The organism is Mesorhizobium sp. NZP2234 (assembly GCF_013170765.1).
GTDB classification, from domain to species: Bacteria; Pseudomonadota; Alphaproteobacteria; order Rhizobiales; family Rhizobiaceae; genus Mesorhizobium; species Mesorhizobium loti_D.
This window is the reverse complement of the sequence record NZ_CP033364.1, coordinates 4,584,482-4,606,733: the sequence shown is the minus strand read 5'-3', so window position 1 is coordinate 4,606,733 and position 22,252 is coordinate 4,584,482. Positions and strand designations below refer to the sequence as shown.

The window sequence follows — 22,252 nt, the reverse complement described above, 5'->3', positions numbered from 1 at the left end:
TCAGCGTTTCACCCGCGGTTCCAGCATCAGCCACTTGATGATGCCCATCGCCGGCAGCACCCACAGCAGTCCGCTGAGCAGGAAGAACAGGAATTGCACCAAAGCGCCCGATTCCGACAAACGGGCGACCGCGAAGATTGATGCGACGAGCGCATAGATGATCACCAGCGCCACCAGCAGGAACATTCCGATCAGCTTCTTCAGGCGAATGGGCATGGCTTGGCCTCGTTGATCGCTATCGCTTAAGCCGAACGCAAGATGCGCGCAACCCGCCGCGGGCGGCGCGACGGCGTGCCGCGCCGGATGGCCTTGCCAGCAGGGGTGCGATGGTTCACCTATCCGCGACTTCAACCTGCCGGGACAAGATCATGGCTGCCATATCAGCCGCCGCTGCGCCATACGCTGCCCGAGACCGCGACCTGCACAACCGGGCGCTGGTTCGGGGCTGGCTTTATGTCGTACTTCTGGTGCTGTTTGCACTGGTGCTGGTCGGCGGCGCCACGCGGCTTACCGAGTCGGGCCTGTCGATCACCGAATGGCGGCCGATCCATGGCGTCATCCCGCCGCTCAATGACGCCGAGTGGCAAGAGGAATTCCAGCGCTACCAGCAGATCCCGCAATACACCGAGCTCAACAAGGGGATGAGCATCGAGGCGTTCAAGTCGATCTTCTGGTGGGAGTGGGCGCACCGTCTGTTGGCGCGCAGCGTCGGCCTGGTCTTTGCCTTGCCGCTGCTGGTGTTCTGGGTGACACGCCGCATCGAGCGCGGCTTGGGACCAAAGCTGGTCGGCATTCTTCTCCTCGGCGGCCTGCAGGGCGCCATCGGCTGGTGGATGGTGGCCTCCGGCTTGGTCGATCGTGTGTCGGTGAGCCAGTACAGGCTGGCGACGCATCTGACACTGGCTGCGCTGATCTTCACCGCCACCATGGTCGTGGCGCGCGGGCTGGCGCCGCATTCCGAACCCGCGGCCGATCGCTCGACGCAGCGCCTGGCCGGCTTCATCGTGCTTCTGGCGTTGATCCAGATCTATCTCGGCGGCCTTGTCGCAGGTCTCAATGCCGGTTTGAGCTACAACACCTGGCCGCTGATGGACGGCAAGATCATCCCCGGCGATCTGCTGATCCTCGAGCCGGCATGGCGCAACTTCTTCGAAAGCCCGAAGACGGTGCAGTTCGTCCATCGGTTCGGTGCCTATACGGTCTTCGCCGTCGCGCTCTGGCATATGATCGCGACACGGATCCGCTTGCCCGGCTCAACCCACGCCCGTCGCGCGACGCTATTGTTCGTGCTGGTGCTGGTGCAGGCGTCGATCGGCATCGGTACGCTGCTGATGCAGGTGCCGCTGCATATGGCGCTCACCCATCAGGGTTTCGCACTGATCGTTCTGGGCTTTGCCGCCGCTCATTGGCGCGGCACCAAGGGAGCCTACCCCTTGCCGCAAGAGGTCGCGCTCAGGAATTGAACCCGAGCCGATCAGCTCGTCACATCCAGAATTCGTCGGACTGCGTGGTTTCTCGCCGTCGAGCCGTTCCCCGGTCAGAAATGCGTCCGCACGGCCCGAATCGTCTTGGCGATCGACAGCTCGCGGTTCTCCTCGGCCGCATTGTCGTCCTCGTGGTGCCATGCCGCGGACAGGCAGCCATAGGCGATGGCATGATCCAGTATCGCGGCCGGAGACTGCCCCAGCGTCCTGGCAAAGACTTCGCCCATGTGCGCGATCCGTAGAGGATCGAGGCAGAGCGCGTCGCGGTCGAGCGGATTGTAGAACATGTTGGCGGCGTCGAAGCCGGGATCGCCAAGCACGCCCTTCGGGTCGATCGCCAGCCAGCCGCGCGGCCCGTGCAAGATGTTTTCGTGATGCAGGTCGCCATGCAGCGGCCTGACGTCATGCGGGTCATCCAGTAGCCGATCGGCGATGGCGGCGGCCTCGACATAGAGGCTGTCGCGGCGGGCGCCGCGGTCTGTTGCTGCTTTCTTGAACAGGCTGGCGAACCGTTCCCTGAGCGGCTGAAGCTCGGGCGGGAAGGGGTGCTTCGATGGCGAAAACAATTTCGCCATCAGATCCGCCGCTATCTCTGTTGCGGCGTCGTCGCCCTGTTCATCGAGAACCCGTGAGAGCAGCGTATCGCCGGCATATTCGAGCAGCATGCTATGGCCGGAGCGGGCAAGCAGGCGCACCGCGCCTTCGCCCCGCCGCCAGGCAAGGAAATGCTCGCCGCGCAACTCGTCGGCGACATCGTCGAAAGGCTTGAGCGCCTTGACGACGGCCGGCGAGCCGTCCTCGCGGACAACCTTCCAGATGCGGCTCGAAAAGGTCTCGGCAATGAGTTCGGGCGCGCTGACCTTCCAGCGCGCCGGGAAGCCCGGTGCGTCCATCAAAGGCCGAGCATCAGGTCCATGTTCTGGACGGCCGCCCCCGAGGCACCCTTGCCGAGATTGTCATAGACCGCCAGCAGCAGTGCCTGCGCGCGTTTGTCGTTGGCAAAGACGTAGACCTTCATGCGGTTGGTGCCGTTGTAGATCTCGGGATCGATCTCCGGCACACGCTCCAGATGGGCGTAAGGCGCCACTTCCACCACGCCGCCCTTGATCGCGGCGAAATGGTCGGCAATGGCCGCATGGAGCTCCGCGCCCGTCGGCACATGGTCCAGGCCGCCAAGCTGCAGCGGCACCACGGTGATCATGCCCTGTGCGAAATTGCCCACCGCCGGCTGCATGATCGGATCATGCGACAGCTTCGCATAGGCCCTCAGTTCCGGTACGTGCTTGTGCTGCAGGGTCAGGCCGTAGGGCAGGAACTCCGAGGCGTCCTCGCCCTTGGCGACATAGTCCTCGATCATCGGCCGCCCCCCGCCCGAATAGCCCGAAATGCCGTTGACGGTGATGGGGAAATCGGTTGGCAGCAGGCCGGCGGCAACCAATGGCCGCAGTGTCGCGATCGGTCCCTGCGGCCAGCAGCCGGGATTAGCGACGCGCTTGGCCGTGGCGATCGTCTTGGCCTGATCCTTGTCCATCTCGGCGAAGCCATATGCCCAGCCTTCGGCGACGCGATGCGCGGTCGACGCATCGATGACCTTGGTGGTGTCGTTGGCGATCAGCGAGACGCTCTCCTTCGCCGCGTCGTCCGGCAGGCACAGGATCGCGATGTCGGCGGCATTGAGGAATTCGGCGCGCGCCGCCGTCTCCTTGCGGCGCTCGGTGGGAATGGAAATGATCTCCAGGTCGCCACGCTCGGCAAGCAGTGCCCGGATCTGGAGGCCGGTGGTGCCGTGCTCGCCGTCGATGAAGATTTTCGGTTTCATGACCTGATCAAATTCCCTGATATTTCAAGACTATATGCCGTGACCCTGATTCACCGCGGCACCGTTATGATTGCCGTTGTTCATCTCTAACTGTCGTGCCTTTCGTTCGGCCAGCAGGCCGAGATATTGCATGGCGACCATCGAGCCGGCGATCGCCGTTATATCGGCGTGATCGTAGGCCGGCGCAACCTCCACGACGTCGGCACCGACAATATCGACCTGGTTGAGCTGACGCAGCGTCGACAGGATCTTCGCCGACGAAGGCCCGCCGGCCACCGGCGTGCCTGTGCCGGGCGCATAGGCCGGGTCAAGGCAGTCGATGTCGAAGGTCAGATAAGTCTTCTTGCCGCCCGTGCGGTCGACGATGGCATAGGCGATGTCGGATGCACGCATCTCCTCGATCTCATGGCCGTAGAGGATCTTGATGCCGAACGTGTCGGGCGCGTGCGTTCGGATGCCGATCTGGATCGACCGGTCGGGGTCGATGATGCCTTCCTTGACCGCACGGCCGACGAAGGATCCGTGGTCGATGCGCTTGCCGTCGTCTTCCCACGTATCCTGGTGCGCGTCGAACTGCACCAAGGCGAGCGGTCCGTGGATCGCGGCATGCGCCTTGAGCAGCGGCCAAGTGACGAAATGGTCACCGCCAAGCGTCAGCAGGAAGGCGCCCGACTTCAGGATTTTCGCTGCTTCGCGCTCGATCGTGCCGGGCGTCTTCTGGTGGTTGCCGGAGTCGAGCAGGCAGTCGCCATAGTCGACCACGGCCAGATGCTCGAACAGATCGCGCGAGAACGGGTATTGCGGGTCATTGTCGAGGATCGCGGAGGCACGGCGAATCGCCTGCGGCCCGAAGCGGGCGCCGGGCCGGTTGGTGACGGCGGCGTCGAAGGGAATGCCCCACACCACCGCGTCCGTGCCCTTCACGTCCTTGGTGTATTTGCGCCGCATGAACGACAGCGCGCCGGAATAGGTCGGCTCAAGGGCGCCGCCTGTTTTGGAGCGGGCGGTGAAGGCATGGTCGATGTTCTTGGTCGCCATTACTGGTCCTCGTTTTCATCGGGGTGCAACAACTACAGAACCGGCACGGAAGATGCCAGTCACAGCTTGGGGAGACGAAACGGTGCCGCCCGGGTGCCACGGCAAGACAGGATTTGTATCATCATGACGCAGACCGCGTTTCTTAATCCGTCCCATGCCGTGGTGTCGACCCATGCCGGTACGGTAGCGGGAGAGCGCTTCCAGGTTCTCGATTCGTGGCGCGGCATCTGCGCGCTTCTGGTGGCGCTGTTTCACTTCCCGACCGCCTCGTCTATCTCGCAAAGCGCCTTTGTGGGTTCGTCCTACCTTTTCGTCGACTTCTTCTTCGTTCTTTCCGGTTTCGTCATCGCCAGCAGCTACGCCAATCGGCTGAGCCGGCCGGAAGAGGTCGCCCGCTTCGCGCTGGTGCGTTTCGGCCGCATATACCCGCTGCATCTGCTGATGCTTGCGGCCTTTGCGGGATTCGAGTTGCTGCGGCTGATGCTGCCGCAACTGCATGGCACCGGCGCAGCTCCTTTCACCAGCGGTTTCGACCCTGGAAGTCTGCTTGCCAATCTGCTTCTGCTGCAGGGAATGGGCTTTGAGGATCAATTGACCTGGAATGCGCCAAGCTGGAGCATTTCGGCCGAGTTCTTCGCCTATCTCTTGTTCGCGGGCGTGGTCTTCGTCGCCGGCGCGCGTGCCTGGATATGGTTTGTCGCCGCCGCCGTCACCGCGCCGCTGTTCCTGCTCGGCTTCTCCACGCATCATATGGACGTGTCCTACGATTTCGGCTTCATCCGCTGTCTCTACGGCTTCTCGCTCGGCGCCCTGCTGGCCTGGTTTCAGCATGATTCCATTGCAGGGGCGCGACAGCTTCTTGCCAGGAGCGGCCCGCGCATGGACTGGACGCTTGCCGAAATCGTCATGGTGGCGGTCATCGTCCTTTTCGTCTCGCTGGCGGGCAGCAATGATTTCGGCATCGCCGCGCCTGTGGTGTTCGTACTGGCGCTGTTTCTCTTCGCCCATGAAGGCGGATGGATCTCCGCCTTGCTGAGGACGCCGTTCATGCTCACGCTCGGCGCGCTGTCCTATTCGATCTACATGGTCCACATCTTCGTCCAGGCGCGTCTGATCAATTTTGCCGGGATCGTTGAGCGCAAGCTCGGCCTTGGCCTGATCGGCGACTTCGTGCTGCGCGGACAGCCCGCGACCGGCTTCGGCGCCGGCTGGGCTGGGATCGGGGCAATCGTCATCATGCTCGTCGCCACCATCGCCGCCTCCTGGATTACGTGGCGCCTGGTCGAGATGCCGGCCATGGCATGGTTCCGCCGGCTATCCAGGCGCATCTGACTCACTATCCGCTAGCCGGCTTCGTTCACCTCCCTGTCACGGGGACCGCCTATCCGGGTTTCGATCCTGCAAGGAGCGATTCTCGATGCGGACAATCTGGCTGAGCCTTCTGCTTTCCACGGTACTTGCGGCTGCCTGCGGCCAGGCCTCGGCGGGCGAAAGCCGCGCCAGGCAGATTCTCGACCGCTTCGAGCATGCCAACCAGTGGCGCGACCATGTCATGGTGGCAGCGCACCGGGCCGGCGGCATGCAGGCCGGCAAGACGCTGTACGCGGAAAACTCGCTTGCCGCCGTCGAAGGCTCGATCGCCATGGGCGCGGAGATTGTCGAGGTCGACATCAGGCGCTCGAAGGACGGCGCGTTCGTCGTCATGCATGACAGTTGGCTCGATCGCACCACGACCTGCAAGGGCGAGGTGGTGAACTATACGCTGGACGAACTCAGGGCATGTCGGCTGGTGGTCGAGGGCACCGGCTCTGTCACCAACGAGAGGGTCTCGACGCTGCGCGAGATGCTGCTGGCGACCAGGGACCGGATCCTCATCAACCTCGACAACAAGCTCGACGTCGGCGACCTCCCGGGCATGATCGCGGTGGCGCGCGATCTCGGCATGGCCGATCAGGTCATCGTCAAGGAGAACCTCTGGAACCAGAACAGGATCGCCACGGTCAAGGCCGCGATGACCGCCATCGGCGGCGGTGTCCAGTTCATGCCGATCATCGCCGATGACGCGGTACACGATGCCGGTTTCGCCGAGACGGTCGACCACGCTTTCTCGCCGCATGCGATCGAGCTGATCAACTGGCGGGCGGGTGCCGAGACGCTGACCGAGACCGGTGGCCCCCTGTTCAGCACGCGCATGCGGGCCGCCGCGGTGCGGGGTAACTGGCACATCTGGGCCGACACCTACGCCATCGTCAACAAGCCGGGCGGCTTCCTGGCCGGCGGACGTGGCGACGAACTGGCGGTCAAGGCCAGCCTGCCGCGCGAAGCCTGGGGTTTCTGGGCCGATCGTGGCGCCACCATCATCCAGACCGACGAGCCGAAGGCGGCAATCGACTGGCTGGCGGCGAACGGTTTTCGCGTGCCCTACGCCGGGACGGGCGAACGCATCGAGCCTGCCGCGACCGCCAGCATCAATTGAGCCAGAGCTACGAGCGCATCGCGTTGCTGTTCAACGGCGACGATCCGGACGGACTTGCACCGAAGCCGGCCAAGCCGAAGGCGAAGAAGAAAGCGGCGACGTAAGGCGTCGCATGCATTAAGCGGCCTTTCGCCCCTTGATCGCCGTCGACCATGCGTGAACCGTGATCGCTCCCGTGGCGCTTGCCGGCAGTCTGTCCTTTAGTCGGCGTTTAAGCTCCGCGCTCTCCGCATCCGACAGCTTCCCGACGATTCCGCTCGGGCTGCTCACGACCATGGATAGCCAATAATCGTCGAAGTCGGCGAAGGTGCGTTCGACGACAAGCTCGCGCGTCTCGACATCGCGGATGCCGAGCTCCGCCCAAAGCGCCTTCAGCGCCGCGAAACGCGAGACCTCCGCGCTCGGCGGACGTGCGGCCGGTTTGCCCATCGCGTCCATCTCCTCCCACAAATGCTGCGTAGGGGTGCCGCCGCGCATGACGTCCCAGGTGTAGGACGCGACAATGCCGCCGGGCTTGGTGACGCGGAGCATTTCCGAGGCGCCCTTGCGCGGGTCGGGGACGAAGAACAGCACCAGCGCCATCACCGCGACGTCGAAGCGGTTGGCGTCGTAAGGAAGGGCCATCGCATCGCCAATCGACAGCTCGACCTGCTTTGCCGAGATTTTTTGCCGAGCAGTCGCAATCTGCGCGTCGGAGGGATCGATCGCGCAAACGGACGAAGGGGCGCACTTCGCTAGAATGAGCTCAGTGAACGCGCCGTTGCCGGCACCGACATCAACCCAGGCCCGTCCGGGGTCCGGCGCCAGCCAGTCGATGAACAAAGCCCCGGCGGATCGGCTCCAGGGAGCCATGAAGCGCTCGTAAGCCGCGCCGTCGGTGAATTTGATCGGTTCGGGTGACGACATCTGAGATCTCCCCCTAAGAACTACCTGTCCAGATATACTTTGGATCGAAAAGGCCGGTCCCTGTCTCGTAGCATGGTGCCGCGCCGCGCGCGACGGACCGCAGGAAATTTGCCTGGCCTGACATTTGCCGGATGTACAACACGGCTTGCATCGAATGCCGCGCCCGTGGCGTTCTCGGCGGTCTGCGCATTCCTGTTCATCCGCGACGCTGGCCATTCCGCCGGATAGGGGATGCGCAATGCAAAAAGGCCGCCCGGAGGCGGCCTTTTCGATTGTCCAAAACCGCGGAGCGCTTAGCGCTTCGAGAACTGGAAGCTGCGGCGGGCTTTCGCCTTGCCGTACTTCTTGCGCTCGACGACGCGGCTGTCGCGGGTCAGGAAGCCGCCCTTCTTGAGCACGGCGCGCAGCGCCGGCTCGTAGTAGGTCAGCGCCTTGGAGATGCCGTGACGAACCGCACCGGCCTGGCCGGAGAGACCGCCGCCGACGACGGTGGCGACGATGTCGTACTGGCCCGCGCGGTTGGAGGCGATGATCGGCTGGTTGAGGATCATCTGCAGGACCGGACGCGCGAAATAGGTCGCGAATTCCTTGTCGTTGACGACGATCTTGCCGGAGCCCGGCTTCACCCAGACGCGCGCAATGGCGTTCTTGCGCTTGCCGGTGGCATAGGCGCGGCCCGACTTGTCGAGCTTCTGGACGTGGACCGGGGCCGCGGCCTGCGTGTTGGTGTTGCCGGTGGCGGCGCCCAGTTCTGCGAGCGAGGAAAGCTCAGCCATCTTATGCGACCTTCTTGTTCTTGGAATTCAGCTTGGCCACGTCGAGGACTTCTGGCTGCTGGGCAACATGCGGATGCTCTGCGCCTGCATAGACGCGCAGGTTCTTCATCTGGCGACGGCCAAGCGGACCACGCGGCACCATGCGCTCAACGGCCTTTTCGACGACACGCTCGGGGAAACGGCCCTCGAGCAGCTGGCGCGCGGTGCGCTCCTTGATGCCGCCGGGGTGGCCGGTGTGCCAGTAATAGACCTTGTCGGTGAACTTCTTGCCGGTGAACACCACCTTGTCGGCATTGATGACGATGACATTGTCGCCGTCGTCGACATGCGGGGTGAAGGTCGGCTTGTGCTTGCCGCGAAGATGATTGGCGATGACAGTGGCCAGACGACCAACGACGAGACCCTCGGCGTCGATCAGGATCCACTTCTTCACCACATCCGCAGGCTTCTGCGAAAAGGTTGTCATGTTTTCTGCTCTCGGTTCTGACCTTCACGGGGAAGGCGTTTCTTGTTGCTTGGATTGACGATGAGCGCCTGCCCGCCGCCAATAACAAAACGGCGGCCTTTGCGGGCCGCTGCTTCGTGAGGGCTTATAGGCGAGGGGGAATTGCGCGTCAAGCCGATCAAAAGGCTCTCAAATGGAGAAATGATAACAAAAACAATGGTCTGGGAAAAAGGTATTATTTTACCACATCGCCAATGCGCTTCGGCGGGATCGAATAGGTGCCCGTGGCATGCGCGATCGTGTGTCCTTCCGGGCCGGCGACGATGTCGATGTCGAACACCATCAAGCTCTTTCCCAGCTTCAGGATGCGGCAATGGCCGTCGATCGGTCCGGCCTCGGCCTTGCGCACGAAGTTGATGTTGAGGTTGGTGGTGACCGAGAGCGCATCCGGCCCGGCATGGCTGAGCACGCAGACATAACCGCCAATATCGGCCAGCGTGAACAGGGCCGGGCCGGACACCGTGCCGCCGGGACGCAGATGCCGCTCGCCAGCATTGAGTCGCACGATGCAGCCGCCGGGGAACACGTCGATCGCCTCATAGGCGGCGGAATTCTCGTTGAGTTGCGGGAAGACGGTCTCCATCAGCGTATTGATCTGCGCTGCGGTCAGCACCGGTTTGAGATTGGTCTGGGCGGGCATGTCGGTCTCTCGTTCTGCGCAGGCCTGTATGGGCGCAGCTGGGCATTCCTGGCAACATCTTCAGTCTTCTGGCGCAAGCGATGGGTGTTGGATGAAACCCGATCCGATATTAGATACTCTGCCAGCCCGTTCGGAATCGCGGAGATCTCAGCCATGGCCGAAATCCTTGCCATCAAGCCTGTCGCTGTCGAAGGGCCGGTCACGACCAGGCTGGACAAGGGTGTGCTGCGCCTGACGCTCTCCAATCCTCCTGCCAACGCCCTGTCGCTTGGGGTAATGGCGGCACTGACCGCCGAACTCGACCGCGCCAAGCACGACAAGGCCGTTCGCGTCATCGTGCTGTCGGCAGCCGGAAAAGTATTCTGCGCCGGCCATGATCTCAAGGAAATGACGGCGCGCCGCGCCGACGCCGATCGCGGCAAGGCCTTTTTCGAAGAGACGTTCGCCGCCTGTGCGACGCTGATGCAGGCGATTGTGCGTCATCCCTTGCCTGTCATCGCCGAAGTCGACGGCCTGGCGACCGCCGCCGGCCTGCAGCTTGTCGCCAGCTGCGACCTGGCGATCGCCTCCCATGAGGCGACGTTCTGCACGCCGGGCGTCAACATCGGGCTGTTCTGTTCCACGCCGATGGTGGCGCTGTCGCGCAACGTCTCGCGCAAACAGGCGATGGAGATGCTCCTGACCGGCGAGACGATCGACGCGGCGACCGCCAAGGAATTCGGCCTGGTCAACCGCGTCGTGCCGCGCGAATACCTGAATCAGATCGTCACCAAATACGCGCAAACCATTGCTTCCAAATCATCTTTGGTGGTGAAGATCGGCAAGGAGGCCTTTTACGCGCAGGCCGAGATGGGGCTGGCGGATGCCTATGCCTATACCGGCCGCGTCATGGTCGAGAACATGCTGGCGCGCGACGCGGAGGAGGGCATCGGCGCCTTCATCGGCAAGCGCAAGCCGGAATGGACGGACGAGTAACCGTGGAACCGCGCATCTCCATCGTCACCATCGCCACGGACGATCTCGATCGCGCCGTGCGGTTCTACGAGGCGATGGGCCTGAGGCGGCATGCCGGCATCACCGACGGCGTCGCCTTCTTCCAGATGGGCGGCGCCATTCTCGGCCTGTTTCCGCGTGCCAGCGCCGAGGCGGATTCGGGCATCACCTTCGCCAGGGCGCCCTCCGCTGTCTATCTCGCCTACAACACCCGCTCCGACGCTGAAGTCGACGAGGTGCTGGCGATGGCTGAGAAAGCCGGCGGCCGTATCGTCAAGCCGGCCGGCCGCGCCTTCTGGGGCGGCTGGTACGGTTATTTCGCCGATGCCGACGGGCATGTCTGGGAAGTGGCGCACAATCCGGCCTTTCCGATCGCCGAAGACGGCACGATTTCGCTGCCTGATTGATGGCCTACCGCAAACAGCTGACACGGCTCAAGGCGCCCTATCTCAAGCGTATCCTGCTCGATCCGGAGCGGGTGTCCGACTGGGAAAAATATCCCTGGAACCTGCCGCTCTTTCGCGGCCACGAATTCCAACTCGAATTCACCACCCCCATCACCATCATCGTCGGCGAGAACGGCACCGGCAAATCCACGCTTCTCGAGGCGATCGGCGCTTTGGCCGGCTACGACGAGGCCGGCGGCGGCAAGGGCTATCGCCCGGTCGACCACTCCAGCGCCATCGACAAGAGCGGCGCCGCATTGGCCAACACATTCCGTGGCCACTGGCTGCCAAAGGTTACCGCCGGCTGGTTCTTTCGCGCCGAATCCTTCTATTCGGTGGCACGTTACCTCGACCAGGCGGCACTGGAAGACCCGTTCAAGCCGCCGCCGCCGGATTTCCTCTCCTGGTCGCACGGCGAGGGGTTCATCCGCTTTTTCGAGGAGCGCTGCCGCAGGCAAGGCATCTACATCCTCGACGAACCGGAGAGCGCGCTTTCGCCATCGCGCCAGATCGAACTGCTCAAGATGCTGCGGCGCATGGACCAGTCCGGCACCGCGCAGGTGATCATGGCGACACACTCGCCGCTGTTGATGGCTTGTCCCGGAGCGCAATTGTTCCGCATCAGCCGGTTCGGGCTCGACCCGACAGATTTCACCGACACCGATCACTTTCGCATGATGCGCGACTTCTGCAGCGACCCCGACATGTTTATGGAGGAAGCGCTGCGGGAAGCCGACGCGTGACGGGGGCGCGCATGGCTGACGACGATCTCAATTGGCGGATGGAAGAGGCATGCCGCGCAGCCTGGCCGGCGGCCTCCGAGACGGTCTTCCATGGCTGGGTTCTGAGGCGCTCGGGTGGCAGGACCCGGCGCGCGAACTCAGCCAATCCTTTGCGGGGCAGGCGGGGAGCGCCTGAAACAGTGCTCGACGCTGCCGAGGCCTTTTATATCGGTCATGGCCAGACGCCTCTCTTCCGCGTGCCTGATATCGCCGACGAACTCGTGGCCGCGCTCGACGGTCGCGGCTACCAGTTGGAGGGCGGAACAATCCATCTCCATGCGGGGATCGACGATTTGGCGGAGGTTCGCGACGAACACGTCTCGGTTTCGCCAATGCCAAGCGAGGACTGGTTCGCTGCGCGGTTCCGCATGGGCGCCTATGACGACACCGACAGCCGCGTCTTTCGCGATATGACTGGGCTGATCATCGGTGAGCGGGCATTCGTATCCTGCGAACACGACAGCGTAATTGCCGCCCTGGCCTATGGCGTCATTCGCGATGGGCTGCTTGTGGTGGAATCGGTTGAAACGGATCGCCGCTTCAGGCAGCAAGGCCTGGGGCGCAAGACCGTTGGCGGCCTGATCGACTGGGCGCGACAGGCAGGTGCCTCGGCGGCATGCCTCCAGGTTGTGGCCGACAACGTGCCGGGCCGCGCGCTCTATGCCTCGCTGGGGTTCAATCGCGAACTCTATCGATATCACTACCGCAGGAAGCCGTATGAACCACGATAGCTACGACAACACCTACATTGCCGGCATCCTCAATTCGGTGAAGACCATCGCCATGGTCGGCGCGTCCGCCAACGACGTGAGGCCAAGCTACTTCGTCCTGAAGTACTTGCTGGCCAAGGGCTTTTTGGTGTTCCCGATCAATCCTGGCCAGGCTGGCAAGGAAATCCTCGGCCGCATGACCTATGCCAGCCTCGCCGATGTTCCCGGGCCGATCGACATGGTCGATATCTTTCGCGCCCCGGCGGCTGTGCCCGGCATCGTCGACGAGGCCTTGCGCCTCGATCCCTTGCCGAAGGTCGTCTGGATGCAGCTTGGCGTGCGCCATGACGAGGCGGCCGCCCGCGCCGAAGCCGCCGGCGTCAAGGTGGTGATGAACCGTTGCCCGAAGATCGAGTACGGCAAGCTGTCCGGCGAGATCGGCTGGACCGGTGTCAATTCCGGGGTGCTATCATCAAAGAAGCCGCTGATGCGCCAGGGCTTCCAGAGCTTTGGCGTGCGCCAGAAATAGACGCAAAATTATTCCGGGAAGAAAGGTATTTTCTGGCGCGTTCATCACAAATCGTTTGCCGAAAGGTATTTTCTTCTTTGCATTCACGCGCGGCCTTCGCCAAGAATGCGCGGCCAATTCGAGAAGTTCAAAGGGAGGTTTAAGTGACCCGTACGCCCGGTTTCAACACGCTCGCCGTCCATGCCGGCGCCAAGCCCGATCCGGCCACCGGCGCGCGCGCCACGCCGATATACCAGACGACCTCCTTCGTCTTCGATGACGCCGACCACGCCGCCTCGCTGTTCGGCCTGAAGGCGTTCGGTAACATCTATACCCGCATCATGAACCCGACGCAGGCAGTGCTCGAAGAGCGCGTCGCCGCACTCGAGGGCGGTACGGCTGCCCTTGCGGTCGCGTCCGGTCACGCCGCGCAGGTGATCGTGTTCCACAATTTGATGCAGCCGGGCGACAATTTCGTCGCCGCCAACAAGCTCTATGGCGGTTCGATCAACCAGTTTGGCCACGCCTTCAAGAATTATGGCTGGGAAGTGCGCTGGGCCGACACCAACGACCTCTCGACCTTTGAAAGCCAGATCGACAACAAGACCAAGGCGATCTTCATCGAGAGCCTTGCCAATCCGGGCGGCACCTTCGTCGATATCGAAAAGATCGGCGACATCGCCCGTAAGCACGGCCTGCCGCTGATCGTCGACAACACGCTGGCCTCGCCCTATTTGATCCGGCCGATCGAGCATGGCGCCGACATCGTCGTCCACTCGCTGACCAAGTTCATCGGTGGCCATGGCAATTCCATCGGCGGCGTCATTGTCGACGGCGGCACCTTCGACTGGTCGAAGTCGGGCAAGTACCCGATGCTGTCGGAACCGCGCCCCGAATATGGCGGCCTCGTCCTGCATGAGACCTTCGGCAATTTCGCTTTCGCCATAGCCGCGCGCGTGCTCGGCCTGCGCGACCTCGGCCCGGCGATCTCGCCTTTCAACGCCTTTCTCATCCTGACCGGCCTCGAAACCCTGCCGCTGCGCATGCAGCGCCACTGCGACAATGCCGTCACGGTCGCGGGCTGGCTGTCCAACCACCCCAAGGTCGCCTGGGTGAACTATCCCGGCCTGCCCAGCGACAAGAACAATGCGCTGCAGAAGAAATACTCGCCCCTTGGCGCGGGCGCCGTGTTCACCTTCGGCCTCAAGGGCGGTTATGAGGCCGGCGTCAAATTCGTCGAGGCGCTCGAGCTGTTTTCGCATCTGGCCAACGTCGGCGATACCAAGTCGCTCGTCATCCATCCGGCGTCGACCACGCACCGCCAGCTTTCCGACGAGCAGAAGGTCAAGGCCGGCGCCGGCCCGGACACCGTGCGGCTTTCCATCGGCATCGAGGACGTCACCGACATTGTCGCCGACCTCGAACAGGCGCTCGCCAAGGTTTGATCCTTACCCTCCCTTGCGGGGAGGGTCGGCGCGTAGCGCCGGGGTGGGGGCGAGCCGGCGCGAAGCCGGCTCTTTTAATGGAGGCAAATTCTGTCCGCGCATTACCTGACAATATCAATTGACGGCGTCGAACCAGAATCCGGCGCGCCGGCGCTGGATCGGCTGATCTCGGGCGATCCGAAATTCCGCACCTGGAATGCCGAGGAGCGCGACGACGGCCTCTATGCCGGCATCTGGGAATCGACCCCTGGCAAATGGCGCATCGTCTATGACGAATGGGAGTTCTGCCACATTCTGTCCGGCGTTTCGGTGATCGCGGAAGACGGAGGGCAAGCACGCACCGTCAAGTCCGGCGACAGTTTCGTGCTGAGGCCGGGCTTCAAGGGCAGCTGGGAAGTGCTTGAAACGACCCGCAAGGAGTATGTGATCAAGCTGTGATCACTTCGCCGGAAACTGGCTGAGGCAGGCTTCCGACGCCTTGTCGTGCGCCGTCGGCAGATCGGCGTTCTGCGCTTCGAGATCGGAATCCGGCTGTTGCTGGGTGCTTGCAGCTCAGTGCAGGCGCATAGAGACGCCAATGCGAACGCCGTCGCCGGTCTCCAACAGTCTGATGACGCAGCCCCAGGCCCGCGATCGTCAGAAGCCGACGGCGAGCGTTTCCAGCCCGTGGAAGTGGTAAGTGTCGCGAAAGCGGGGCTGTTCGGCAAGATGCAGTCGCGGATGCCGGTCGAACAAAGTCTTCAGCGACACCTGCAGTTCGAGCCGGGCCAGCGGCGCGCCGATGCAGAAATGAATGCCGGCGCCGAAGGATACGTTCTTCTGGTCCGCACGATCCGGCCGGAAGGCCCGCGGTTCGGCGAAGGCGCGCGGATCATGATTGGCCATGCCGAGCAAAAGCCCGATCGTCTGGCCCGGCTGCACGACGATGCCAGGCGCGATCTCGATCTCCTGATAGGCGTAGCGCGTGAACATGTGCAGCGGCGCGTCGAAGCGCAGGCATTCCTCGACGGTGGCGGCGGTCGCTTCGGGTGAGGTGAAGAAGCGGCCGGGGTCACCGCCTTGCGCCAGGATCGAGCGCACCGCATTGCCGGTCTGGTGCACGGTCGCCTCGTGGCCGGCATTGAGCAGCAGGATCGCCGAGGACACCATCTCGTCCTCCGACAGCCTCTGGCCGTCTTCCTGCGCCGAGATAAGCAGCGACAGCAGATCGTCACCAGGGTTCTTGCGTCGTTCGGTGACGCAGCCGCGCAGGAAATCGGCGAATTCACCCGCCGCGCGATTGGCTGTCTCCTCGGTCTCGCGGCTGCGGCCATGGATGTACATGGCGACCATCTGATGGGACCAGTCGAGCAGTTGCGGTCCCATCTCGACCGGCACGCCAAGCATTTCGGCGATGATGGTGATCGGCAGGGGCGAAGCGAAGGCGGGCAAAAGGTCGACTGGACCAGCCGGATCAAAACGGTCGATCAGCTCGTTGGCGAGTGCCTCGACCCGCGGTCGCAGCCGTTCGACCTGGCGCGAGACAAAGGCCCGGTTGACCAGCGTCCTCAGCCGCGTGTGCACCGGCGGTTCCAGCTCCAGCATCGAATTGGCTTCGATGCCGTCGAATGCCGTGAGATGGCTTCGGTCCTGGCCGACGCCGCGGCTGTCGGGAATGCCGGCCGGGTTCTGGCGGCCGAAACGGCGATCGCGCAGCAGCCGGTTGACATCGTCGAAGCCGCCGAAGCACCAGAAGCCGAACTCTTCCCAGTAGAACGCATTCGATGCGCCGTGCAGGAAGGCATAGGCCTCGTACGGATTCAGGAAGAAAGCCGGCTCGTGCGGGTCGAGCCTCAGCAGGCGTGTGGCTGGATCAAAGGCGGTGTAGGGGAGCGTCAATTTGGTCATGCCAGACCCATAGCGCGGCTTGCCAGCCTCATTCCAGACCGTATGTTGGCGCGCGACAACCCATGAATTGAGCTAGCCGAGGCGGCTGCGGAGGTCGGAGCGGATGAATGTGATTGTCGTCGGTGCGGGTATTGCCGGTCTCTCCACGGCGTGGTCGCTGGTCAAGGCGGGCCACGGCGTGTCGATCGTCGAGCAGGGACCGATCCCCAATCCGCTGGCCGCGTCGGGCGATCATCACCGCATCATCCGTCGCGCCTATCGGGCCGGAACCGGTTACGGCCGGCTGATCACAGAGGCCTATGACGCCTGGGACGAGATGTGGGCCGATCTCGGCGAAAGTCATCTTGATGCGCGCGGTTTCGTGTGCATTTCCCGCGAGGCCGGTGACGAGGCCGAGGAATACCGCGAGGGCCTCGAGGAAGGGAATTTTCCCTTCGAGCTGTTCGAGCCAGACGCCGCGGTCAGGCGTTGGCCTTTCCTTGAGCCGGGCACATTCCGCTATGCATACTATTCACCGGAAGGCGGCGCGCTCCACTGCCGCAAGATCGCTTCCGGCCTTGCCGCCTGGCTCCGCGCCAACGGCGCCAATGTCTATGAACACAGCAAGGTGACGGAGGTCGATTCCGAGGCCGGCCGCATCGTGCTCGAAAGCGGCGAAACCATGCAGGCCGATCGCATCGTCGTCGCCGCCGGCGCCTGGGTGCTGAGATTGTTTCCCGAACTGGGCGGCGCACTGAAGACGTATCGAACCGCGCTCGCTTATGTCGAACCGCCTGCAGACCTCAAGGCGGCCTGGAAGGCGGCACCCGTCGTCCTCGACGTCGGTGGCGCTGTCGATGGCTACGTGATCCCGCCCTCCGGCGGCGCCGGCATGAAATTCGGCTCAGGTCTGCACCGGGTGCCGACCAGCGATGCGGACTGGAACCGCGATCCGGTGCCGGGCGAGGGCGAGGCGATCCGCAACCTGTTTTCGCCGCCGATCGCCCGCATCGAGGAGTATGAGGTGACCGAGGTCGTCACCTGCGCCTACACTTTCACCGAGGACGAGAGATTTCTCGCCCATGAGAAGGGCAGGTGCCTTGTCGTCTCGGCCTGCTCAGGTCACGGCTACAAGTTCGGGGCGGCGGTCGGTCGGCGCGTTGCGGCTGCGGTCGGCAATGGCGATGTCGCGGGGCTGAAGCAATGGCTGCGGGCGGAGGTGGCTTGGGTGCAAGCCAGGCCGAGACATGCGACGGCTCAGTGATTGAGCTCGTCAGCGGCGGCTATGACTTCGGAAACAATCGCCTGTACGTCATCTGGCGTCGTTCGGTGATTGACGAAACACGCCCGCAACGCGAACTGGCCGTTGATCGAGGCATTTGACAGGTATACCCGGCCGCGCGCAATCACGCGGCGCAGGATCGCTTCATTGTCCTTCGAGCGGTGGCGAAAACAGACCGCGCTCAGCGATACCGGCGCAAGCTGTTCCAGTTCAGGCCTCGTTGCGATTGTCCGAGCCAGCATTTGCGCATGGTGGAGATCGCGCGCAATAGCCTCGCGATAGGCACTGCGTCCGTGATACTGCAGCGACATCCAGAGCTTCAGCGCGCGGAAGCGTCGCGAGAGCTCGATCGACTCCTCAAAGAAGGCAAATGCTTCCGTGGGGTCTTCGCTCAGTATCCTGACGTAATCGTCGCTGTGCGAGAACGTCGTGCGCGCAATGTCTGGATGGCGATTGAGCAGGCAGCCGCAATCGAGTGGTTGATAGAGCCATTTGTGTGCGTCGAGCGACAATGAATCCGCCAAAGACAATCCCTGGAATTTTTCCGGAACCGCCAGGGCCGCCAGTCCCCCATAGGCACCATCGACGTGCATCCACAGGGCCTCTCTTCGGGCGATGTCGGCAATTTCGGGGAGAGGATCGATCGCGCCGGAGACGATGGTACCGACCGTGGCCACGATGGCGATTGGCGTGTTGCCGGCCTCGCCGTCGGCTGCTATTGCCGCCCGGAGGGCGTCCGGGCGCATCCTGAACTTATCGTCGACAGGGATCAGGCGAAGATTTTTTCTGCCTATGCCCAACAGCGCGACGGCCTTTGGGATAGACATGTGCACTTGTTCTGAAGCGTAGATTACGCAGGGTCGTGCGCCTGTTTCGTTGGCAGGCAGCTTCGCTTCTCGCGCCATCGCCAACGCCATGAGGTTGGCCATCGAGCCGCCACCGCACAGGCTGCCGGTAAATCCCGCGCAGCCGACGGCTTCCGCCAACCATCCGACAACGGTGCGTTCGATCGACGTCGCCGCCGGTGCCGACCGCCACGACGTCACATTCTGATTGAGCACCGCGGCCAGCAATTCGCCCAGGGCGCCGATTGGTTCGCCTGAGCCGAGGACGTAACCAAAGAACCTGCCGGTTGCAGGCCGCGCATGCTCAGCAATCGACTTGAAATCCTGGAGGACGTCCCGGCCACGCGCATTCTCCGCCCAAGGCCGCAAGAAGAGTTCAGTCGTATTCTTGCCGCTGGTCGAGGGATACGCCTGACGTTCCTCGAGGGACGCCCAATAGCTTTTGGCCAGATCCACGGCTTCTTCCGCGAGATCCGATAGTTCTTGATTGGAAATTTCCAGGTTGCGCATGTCCTTAGCCCAACGGAGATCCGCTGTGGCGCAGGCTATGCTATCCCCGCTAATCCTGGCAATGCCTTGGAATATGCACGCGCCGCCAGCCGGACGATCCTTCGCGGACCAGCACGCGCCGCGCCACGGTCTGGTAAGACGCGGGAACGTCGATGACGCGCCTTTGCTCCGGCCGCACCAGCACTTCCTCGGCGATCTGGTCGTATTGCGCCGGAATGACGATGCGCCGCGTGCGTTCGGACTGGATGACCACCGTCTCGGCGACGCGTTCGTAGCGCGCCTTGTGCCAGACCTTGCACAGCACCTTGCGGCCATGGATGACACGCCATTCCCAGGAATAGCCGCCGCCATTGACCTTCACCGTGTGATAGACGGTGCGGGTGACGGCCGGCACGACCTCGTAGGTCACCTGTGCCGGAACGGTCATCACCACACGTTCACGCGTGCCGTAGATGGGTGGGGTGTAGTCGACCTGCTGGCCGGGTGGGCTGACCATCACGTCTTCATAGACAGTGTCGTAGACATCAGGCGTGCGGACCGGTTCGTAGCATTCCACGGCGCGGCCGCCTGCCGCCGTCTGCCAAGTGGTGCCGAGCATGGCCAGCCCGGCAACGGCGAAGGATACGCTTCTCCTGAACATGACACTCCCCCTGTTTGAACCGCAGCCAAAAGTTCAACGTTGAATTGTAGGGTAGGCGGTCCGGGAGAAAAGCGGTTTCGCCGCACTTCGTTAAGTGACGCGGTTAAGAAATTGCTACGCGCCGGCGGCTTGGTTGTGCGGCCATGGTGCGTTTGGGGCCGTCACCGTGACGAATCCTGGGCCGTAAAGCTTGATTCGACTTACCCAGATGGCTAGGACGGGTCGGCCTTGCACAAGGATGAGCCGGCATCCTATCTACGGAACAACGATCCAGAACCGATTCTGCCCGATCTGCCGGCATTCCCGGCGCCGGAATCCCACCGCGAGATAAGAGACATCAGATGAAGAACCCCGTCGAAACCTACATGAACCTCGTTCCGATGGTGGTCGAACAGACCAATCGCGGCGAGCGGGCCTACGACATCTTCTCGCGCCTCCTCAAGGAGCGCATCATTTTCATCACCGGTCCGGTCGAGGACGGCATGGCGACGCTGGTCTGCGCGCAGCTTCTGTTCCTTGAAGCCGAGAATCCGAAGAAGGAAATCAACCTCTACATCAATTCGCCGGGTGGCGTCGTCACCTCGGGCATGGCGATCTACGACACCATGCAGTTCATCAAGCCGGCCGTTTCGACGCTCTGCATCGGCCAGGCGGCCTCGATGGGCTCGCTATTGCTGACCGCCGGCCACAAGGACATGCGCTTCGCCACGCCGAATGCCCGCATCATGGTTCACCAGCCGTCCGGCGGCTTCCAGGGGCAGGCCTCCGACATCGAGCGCCATGCCATGGATATCGTCAAGCTGAAGCGCCGTCTCAACGAGGTCTACGTCAAGCACACCGGCAAGAGCTACGAAGAGATTGAACGCACGCTCGACCGCGACCATTTCATGACCGCCGACGAAGCCAAGGACTTCGGCCTCATCGACAAGGTCATTTCGTCGCGCGAACCGGCCGAAGGTGCTGTGGCATAAGGGCTTGGTGGCAGTTGGATGGCACCATCACGCGCTTTTGGTGCCTCTTGCGGCATTTCGGCCACAATTGGCTGTTCCCTCGACGGTTGGGATTGCCTACGTTAAGGCTATGTTGATTTTCGACGGCTTAGCTTTGTGTGGGGTTGCTGCGAATCATTGCCACGTTTTCTGATTTGTGTTTCGTACGGAATACGTTGCGGGAGCCGGGATACTGGCGGCGGCGGATTCCCGCGATAAATAGAGTGTGCGCCCTTTCAGCCAGACCATCGGCGGGCGGCCATGAAAGGACAGGAAAATGAGCAAGGTCGGCAACAACAGCGGTGACTCGAAGAACACGCTTTATTGCTCGTTTTGCGGCAAAAGCCAGCATGAGGTGCGCAAGCTGATCGCCGGTCCGACGGTCTTCATCTGCGACGAATGCGTCGAGCTCTGCATGGACATCATCCGTGAGGAGAACAAGACCTCGATGGTGAAGTCGCGCGAGGGCGTGCCGACACCGCAGGAGATCCTCAAGGTTCTCGACGACTATGTCATCGGCCAGCCCTACGCCAAGCGCGTGCTGTCGGTGGCGGTCCACAACCACTACAAGCGCCTCGCCCATGCCGGCAAGAACAACGACGTCGAGCTGGCCAAGTCCAACATCCTGCTGATCGGTCCGACCGGTTGCGGCAAGACGCTGCTTGCGCAGACGCTGGCCCGCATCATCGACGTGCCTTTCACCATGGCGGATGCCACGACGCTGACCGAAGCCGGTTATGTCGGCGAGGATGTCGAGAACATCATCCTGAAGCTGCTGCAGTCGGCCGACTACAATGTCGAGCGCGCCCAGCGCGGTATCGTCTACATCGACGAGATCGACAAGATTTCGCGCAAGTCCGACAATCCCTCGATCACCCGCGACGTGTCGGGCGAGGGCGTGCAGCAGGCACTGTTGAAGATCATGGAAGGCACGGTCGCCTCCGTGCCGCCGCAGGGCGGCAGGAAGCATCCGCAGCAGGAATTCCTGCAGGTCGACACCGCCAACATCCTGTTCATCTGCGGCGGTGCCTTCGCCGGGCTGGACAAGATCATCTCGGATCGCGGCCGCAAGACCTCGATCGGCTTCGGCGCCATCGTTGCGTCGCCCGAGGATCGCCGCACCGGCGATGTCTTCCGCCTGGTCGAGCCCGAGGATCTGTTGAAGTTCGGGCTCATTCCGGAGTTCGTCGGCCGCCTGCCGGTTCTGGCGACGCTGGAGGACCTCGACGAGCCTGCGCTGATCCAGATCCTGACCGAGCCGAAGAACGCTCTGGTCAAGCAGTATCAGCGGCTGTTCGAGATGGAGAATGTCGACCTGACCTTCCACGAGAACGCCCTGTCGGCGATCGCCAAGCGCGCCATCGAGCGCAAGACCGGCGCGCGCGGCCTGCGTTCGATCATGGAAGCGATCCTGCTCGATACCATGTTCGAACTGCCCGCGCTGGAAGGCGTGCGCGAAGTGGTGATTTCGGAGGAAGTGGTGACCGGCAGCGCCCGGCCGCTCTATATCTATTCCGAACAGAAGGAAAAGAAGGGCAACGTCAGTGCCTGACATGGCACTTCACCCTATATTTTTATGGAACGGCGCCGTT

24 protein-coding genes are annotated in these 22,252 nt (G+C 62.9%); 13 read left to right on the top strand and 11 right to left on the bottom strand.

Annotation, left to right across the window (positions count from 1 at the left end; genetic code table 11):
• The gene (locus tag EB230_RS22815; RefSeq protein ID WP_056562423.1) at window positions 1–216 is read right to left on the bottom strand and encodes a DUF2842 domain-containing protein; all 216 of its coding nucleotides are present in this window, start codon (window positions 214–216) and stop codon (window positions 1–3) included.
• 152 nt (window positions 217–368) lie between these two features.
• On the opposite strand from EB230_RS22815, the gene EB230_RS22810 reads away from it, so the two are divergent.
• Window positions 369–1,463 carry a COX15/CtaA family protein gene (locus EB230_RS22810; RefSeq protein WP_081294710.1) on the top strand — a complete coding sequence of 365 codons (1,095 nt, stop codon included), beginning with the start codon at window positions 369–371 and terminating at the stop codon, window positions 1,461–1,463.
• A 74-nt stretch (window positions 1,464–1,537) separates the two neighbouring features.
• Here EB230_RS22810 and EB230_RS22805 read toward each other — a convergent pair whose 3' ends face one another.
• From EB230_RS22805 to speB, 3 genes are read right to left on the bottom strand one after another with little or no spacing between them, the layout of a single operon-like run.
• Complete coding sequence (locus tag EB230_RS22805; RefSeq protein ID WP_196772371.1) at window positions 1,538–2,380, bottom strand: aminoglycoside phosphotransferase family protein; 843 nt, start codon at window positions 2,378–2,380, stop codon at window positions 1,538–1,540.
• Window positions 2,377–3,303, bottom strand: a complete 927-nt coding sequence (gene argC / locus EB230_RS22800) for an N-acetyl-gamma-glutamyl-phosphate reductase (RefSeq protein ID WP_056562414.1) — start codon at window positions 3,301–3,303, stop codon at window positions 2,377–2,379. Before argC ends, EB230_RS22805 begins: the two co-directional genes overlap by 4 nt.
• 30 nt (window positions 3,304–3,333) lie before the next feature.
• Window positions 3,334–4,341 carry an agmatinase gene (gene speB / locus EB230_RS22795; protein ID WP_172374002.1) on the bottom strand — a complete coding sequence of 336 codons (1,008 nt, stop codon included), beginning with the start codon at window positions 4,339–4,341 and terminating at the stop codon, window positions 3,334–3,336.
• A 123-nt stretch (window positions 4,342–4,464) separates the two neighbouring features.
• On the opposite strand from speB, the gene EB230_RS22790 reads away from it, so the two are divergent.
• Together EB230_RS22790 and EB230_RS22785 are read left to right on the top strand one after the other, a co-directional pair.
• Entirely contained in the window at window positions 4,465–5,673 is a 1,209-nt protein-coding gene (locus EB230_RS22790; protein ID WP_056562407.1) for an acyltransferase, read from the top strand.
• Between the two features lie 85 nt (window positions 5,674–5,758).
• A complete protein-coding gene (locus EB230_RS22785) occupies window positions 5,759–6,817 on the top strand; it encodes a glycerophosphodiester phosphodiesterase family protein (RefSeq protein ID WP_172374001.1) in 1,059 nt (352 codons plus the stop codon).
• 117 nt (window positions 6,818–6,934) lie between these two features.
• On the opposite strand, the gene EB230_RS22780 is transcribed toward EB230_RS22785, so the two are convergent.
• From EB230_RS22780 to EB230_RS22765, 4 genes are all read right to left on the bottom strand, one after another.
• Window positions 6,935–7,723: a class I SAM-dependent methyltransferase gene (locus tag EB230_RS22780; RefSeq protein ID WP_172374000.1), complete on the bottom strand. Its 789-nt coding sequence runs from the start codon at window positions 7,721–7,723 to the stop codon at window positions 6,935–6,937.
• Between the two features lie 293 nt (window positions 7,724–8,016).
• Window positions 8,017–8,499 (bottom strand): 30S ribosomal protein S9, encoded by a 483-nt coding sequence (rpsI, locus tag EB230_RS22775; protein ID WP_013895952.1) that lies wholly within the window; start codon window positions 8,497–8,499, stop codon window positions 8,017–8,019.
• Window position 8,500: 1 nt separating this feature from the next.
• A complete protein-coding gene (rplM, locus tag EB230_RS22770; protein WP_010915638.1) occupies window positions 8,501–8,965 on the bottom strand; it encodes a 50S ribosomal protein L13 in 465 nt (154 codons plus the stop codon).
• A 214-nt stretch (window positions 8,966–9,179) separates the two neighbouring features.
• Window positions 9,180–9,644, bottom strand: coding sequence for a PaaI family thioesterase (locus tag EB230_RS22765; RefSeq protein WP_056562399.1), 465 nt, complete (start codon window positions 9,642–9,644; stop codon window positions 9,180–9,182).
• A 153-nt stretch (window positions 9,645–9,797) separates the two neighbouring features.
• Between EB230_RS22765 and EB230_RS22760 the strand changes: the two genes are divergently transcribed.
• The 7 genes from EB230_RS22760 (at window position 9,798) to EB230_RS22730 (ending at window position 14,966) form a co-directional block, all read left to right on the top strand.
• Window positions 9,798–10,619, top strand: a complete 822-nt coding sequence (locus tag EB230_RS22760; RefSeq protein WP_056562397.1) for an enoyl-CoA hydratase — start codon at window positions 9,798–9,800, stop codon at window positions 10,617–10,619.
• Between the two features lie 2 nt (window positions 10,620–10,621).
• Window positions 10,622–11,044 carry a VOC family protein gene (locus EB230_RS22755; protein ID WP_056562394.1) on the top strand — a complete coding sequence of 141 codons (423 nt, stop codon included), beginning with the start codon at window positions 10,622–10,624 and terminating at the stop codon, window positions 11,042–11,044.
• Window positions 11,044–11,826, top strand: coding sequence for an AAA family ATPase (locus EB230_RS22750; RefSeq protein WP_056562391.1), 783 nt, complete (start codon window positions 11,044–11,046; stop codon window positions 11,824–11,826). Before EB230_RS22755 ends, EB230_RS22750 begins: the two co-directional genes overlap by 1 nt.
• 11 nt (window positions 11,827–11,837) lie before the next feature.
• The gene (locus tag EB230_RS22745) at window positions 11,838–12,596 is read left to right on the top strand and encodes a GNAT family N-acetyltransferase (RefSeq protein ID WP_056562388.1); all 759 of its coding nucleotides are present in this window, start codon (window positions 11,838–11,840) and stop codon (window positions 12,594–12,596) included.
• Entirely contained in the window at window positions 12,583–13,104 is a 522-nt protein-coding gene (locus EB230_RS22740; protein ID WP_056562384.1) for a CoA-binding protein, read from the top strand. The genes EB230_RS22745 and EB230_RS22740 overlap by 14 nt, the downstream gene beginning before the upstream one ends.
• A 143-nt stretch (window positions 13,105–13,247) precedes the next feature.
• The gene (locus tag EB230_RS22735; RefSeq protein WP_056562381.1) at window positions 13,248–14,528 is read left to right on the top strand and encodes an O-acetylhomoserine aminocarboxypropyltransferase; all 1,281 of its coding nucleotides are present in this window, start codon (window positions 13,248–13,250) and stop codon (window positions 14,526–14,528) included.
• 87 nt (window positions 14,529–14,615) lie between these two features.
• Window positions 14,616–14,966 carry a cupin domain-containing protein gene (locus EB230_RS22730; RefSeq protein ID WP_056562378.1) on the top strand — a complete coding sequence of 117 codons (351 nt, stop codon included), beginning with the start codon at window positions 14,616–14,618 and terminating at the stop codon, window positions 14,964–14,966.
• Between the two features lie 198 nt (window positions 14,967–15,164).
• Here EB230_RS22730 and EB230_RS22725 read toward each other — a convergent pair whose 3' ends face one another.
• Window positions 15,165–16,415, bottom strand: coding sequence for a cytochrome P450 (locus EB230_RS22725; protein WP_056562376.1), 1,251 nt, complete (start codon window positions 16,413–16,415; stop codon window positions 15,165–15,167).
• A 103-nt stretch (window positions 16,416–16,518) separates the two neighbouring features.
• On the opposite strand from EB230_RS22725, the gene EB230_RS22720 reads away from it, so the two are divergent.
• A complete protein-coding gene (locus EB230_RS22720) occupies window positions 16,519–17,658 on the top strand; it encodes an FAD-dependent oxidoreductase (RefSeq protein WP_172373999.1) in 1,140 nt (379 codons plus the stop codon).
• On the opposite strand, the gene EB230_RS22715 is transcribed toward EB230_RS22720, so the two are convergent.
• Both EB230_RS22715 and EB230_RS22710 read right to left on the bottom strand, forming a co-directional pair.
• A complete protein-coding gene (locus EB230_RS22715) occupies window positions 17,652–19,031 on the bottom strand; it encodes a pyridoxal-dependent decarboxylase (protein ID WP_172373998.1) in 1,380 nt (459 codons plus the stop codon). The genes EB230_RS22720 and EB230_RS22715 overlap by 7 nt on opposite strands.
• A 49-nt stretch (window positions 19,032–19,080) precedes the next feature.
• Window positions 19,081–19,671 carry a hypothetical protein gene (locus tag EB230_RS22710; RefSeq protein ID WP_172373997.1) on the bottom strand — a complete coding sequence of 197 codons (591 nt, stop codon included), beginning with the start codon at window positions 19,669–19,671 and terminating at the stop codon, window positions 19,081–19,083.
• A gap of 341 nt (window positions 19,672–20,012) precedes the next feature.
• Between EB230_RS22710 and clpP the strand changes: the two genes are divergently transcribed.
• Together clpP and clpX are read left to right on the top strand one after the other, a co-directional pair.
• On the top strand, window positions 20,013–20,642 hold the full coding sequence (gene clpP, locus EB230_RS22705; protein WP_056562366.1) for an ATP-dependent Clp endopeptidase proteolytic subunit ClpP: 630 nt from the start codon (window positions 20,013–20,015) through the stop codon (window positions 20,640–20,642).
• 295 nt (window positions 20,643–20,937) lie between these two features.
• Window positions 20,938–22,212 carry an ATP-dependent Clp protease ATP-binding subunit ClpX gene (clpX, locus tag EB230_RS22700; protein ID WP_023759839.1) on the top strand — a complete coding sequence of 425 codons (1,275 nt, stop codon included), beginning with the start codon at window positions 20,938–20,940 and terminating at the stop codon, window positions 22,210–22,212.
• Window positions 22,213–22,252 lie beyond the last annotated feature (40 nt).

Excerpts from the sequence above, each read along its gene's own strand:
- EB230_RS22815 (WP_056562423.1), bottom strand. The coding sequence starts at position 216 with ATGCCCATTCGCCTGAAGAAGCTGATCGGAATGTTCCTGCTGGTGGCG.
- EB230_RS22810 (WP_081294710.1), top strand. The coding sequence starts at position 369 with ATGGCTGCCATATCAGCCGCCGCTGCGCCATACGCTGCCCGAGACCGC.
- argC (WP_056562414.1), bottom strand. The coding sequence starts at position 3,303 with ATGAAACCGAAAATCTTCATCGACGGCGAGCACGGCACCACCGGCCTC.
- speB (WP_172374002.1), bottom strand. The coding sequence starts at position 4,341 with ATGGCGACCAAGAACATCGACCATGCCTTCACCGCCCGCTCCAAAACA.
- EB230_RS22790 (WP_056562407.1), top strand. The coding sequence starts at position 4,465 with ATGACGCAGACCGCGTTTCTTAATCCGTCCCATGCCGTGGTGTCGACC.
- EB230_RS22785 (WP_172374001.1), top strand. The coding sequence starts at position 5,759 with ATGCGGACAATCTGGCTGAGCCTTCTGCTTTCCACGGTACTTGCGGCT.
- EB230_RS22780 (WP_172374000.1), bottom strand. The coding sequence starts at position 7,723 with ATGTCGTCACCCGAACCGATCAAATTCACCGACGGCGCGGCTTACGAG.
- rpsI (WP_013895952.1), bottom strand. The coding sequence starts at position 8,499 with ATGGCTGAGCTTTCCTCGCTCGCAGAACTGGGCGCCGCCACCGGCAAC.
- rplM (WP_010915638.1), bottom strand. The coding sequence starts at position 8,965 with ATGACAACCTTTTCGCAGAAGCCTGCGGATGTGGTGAAGAAGTGGATC.
- EB230_RS22765 (WP_056562399.1), bottom strand. The coding sequence starts at position 9,644 with ATGCCCGCCCAGACCAATCTCAAACCGGTGCTGACCGCAGCGCAGATC.
- EB230_RS22760 (WP_056562397.1), top strand. The coding sequence starts at position 9,798 with ATGGCCGAAATCCTTGCCATCAAGCCTGTCGCTGTCGAAGGGCCGGTC.
- EB230_RS22750 (WP_056562391.1), top strand. The coding sequence starts at position 11,044 with ATGGCCTACCGCAAACAGCTGACACGGCTCAAGGCGCCCTATCTCAAG.
- EB230_RS22745 (WP_056562388.1), top strand. The coding sequence starts at position 11,838 with ATGGCTGACGACGATCTCAATTGGCGGATGGAAGAGGCATGCCGCGCA.
- EB230_RS22740 (WP_056562384.1), top strand. The coding sequence starts at position 12,583 with ATGAACCACGATAGCTACGACAACACCTACATTGCCGGCATCCTCAAT.
- EB230_RS22725 (WP_056562376.1), bottom strand. The coding sequence starts at position 16,415 with ATGACCAAATTGACGCTCCCCTACACCGCCTTTGATCCAGCCACACGC.
- EB230_RS22720 (WP_172373999.1), top strand. The coding sequence starts at position 16,519 with ATGAATGTGATTGTCGTCGGTGCGGGTATTGCCGGTCTCTCCACGGCG.
- EB230_RS22715 (WP_172373998.1), bottom strand. The coding sequence starts at position 19,031 with ATGCGCAACCTGGAAATTTCCAATCAAGAACTATCGGATCTCGCGGAA.
- EB230_RS22710 (WP_172373997.1), bottom strand. The coding sequence starts at position 19,671 with ATGTTCAGGAGAAGCGTATCCTTCGCCGTTGCCGGGCTGGCCATGCTC.
- clpP (WP_056562366.1), top strand. The coding sequence starts at position 20,013 with ATGAAGAACCCCGTCGAAACCTACATGAACCTCGTTCCGATGGTGGTC.
- clpX (WP_023759839.1), top strand. The coding sequence starts at position 20,938 with ATGAGCAAGGTCGGCAACAACAGCGGTGACTCGAAGAACACGCTTTAT.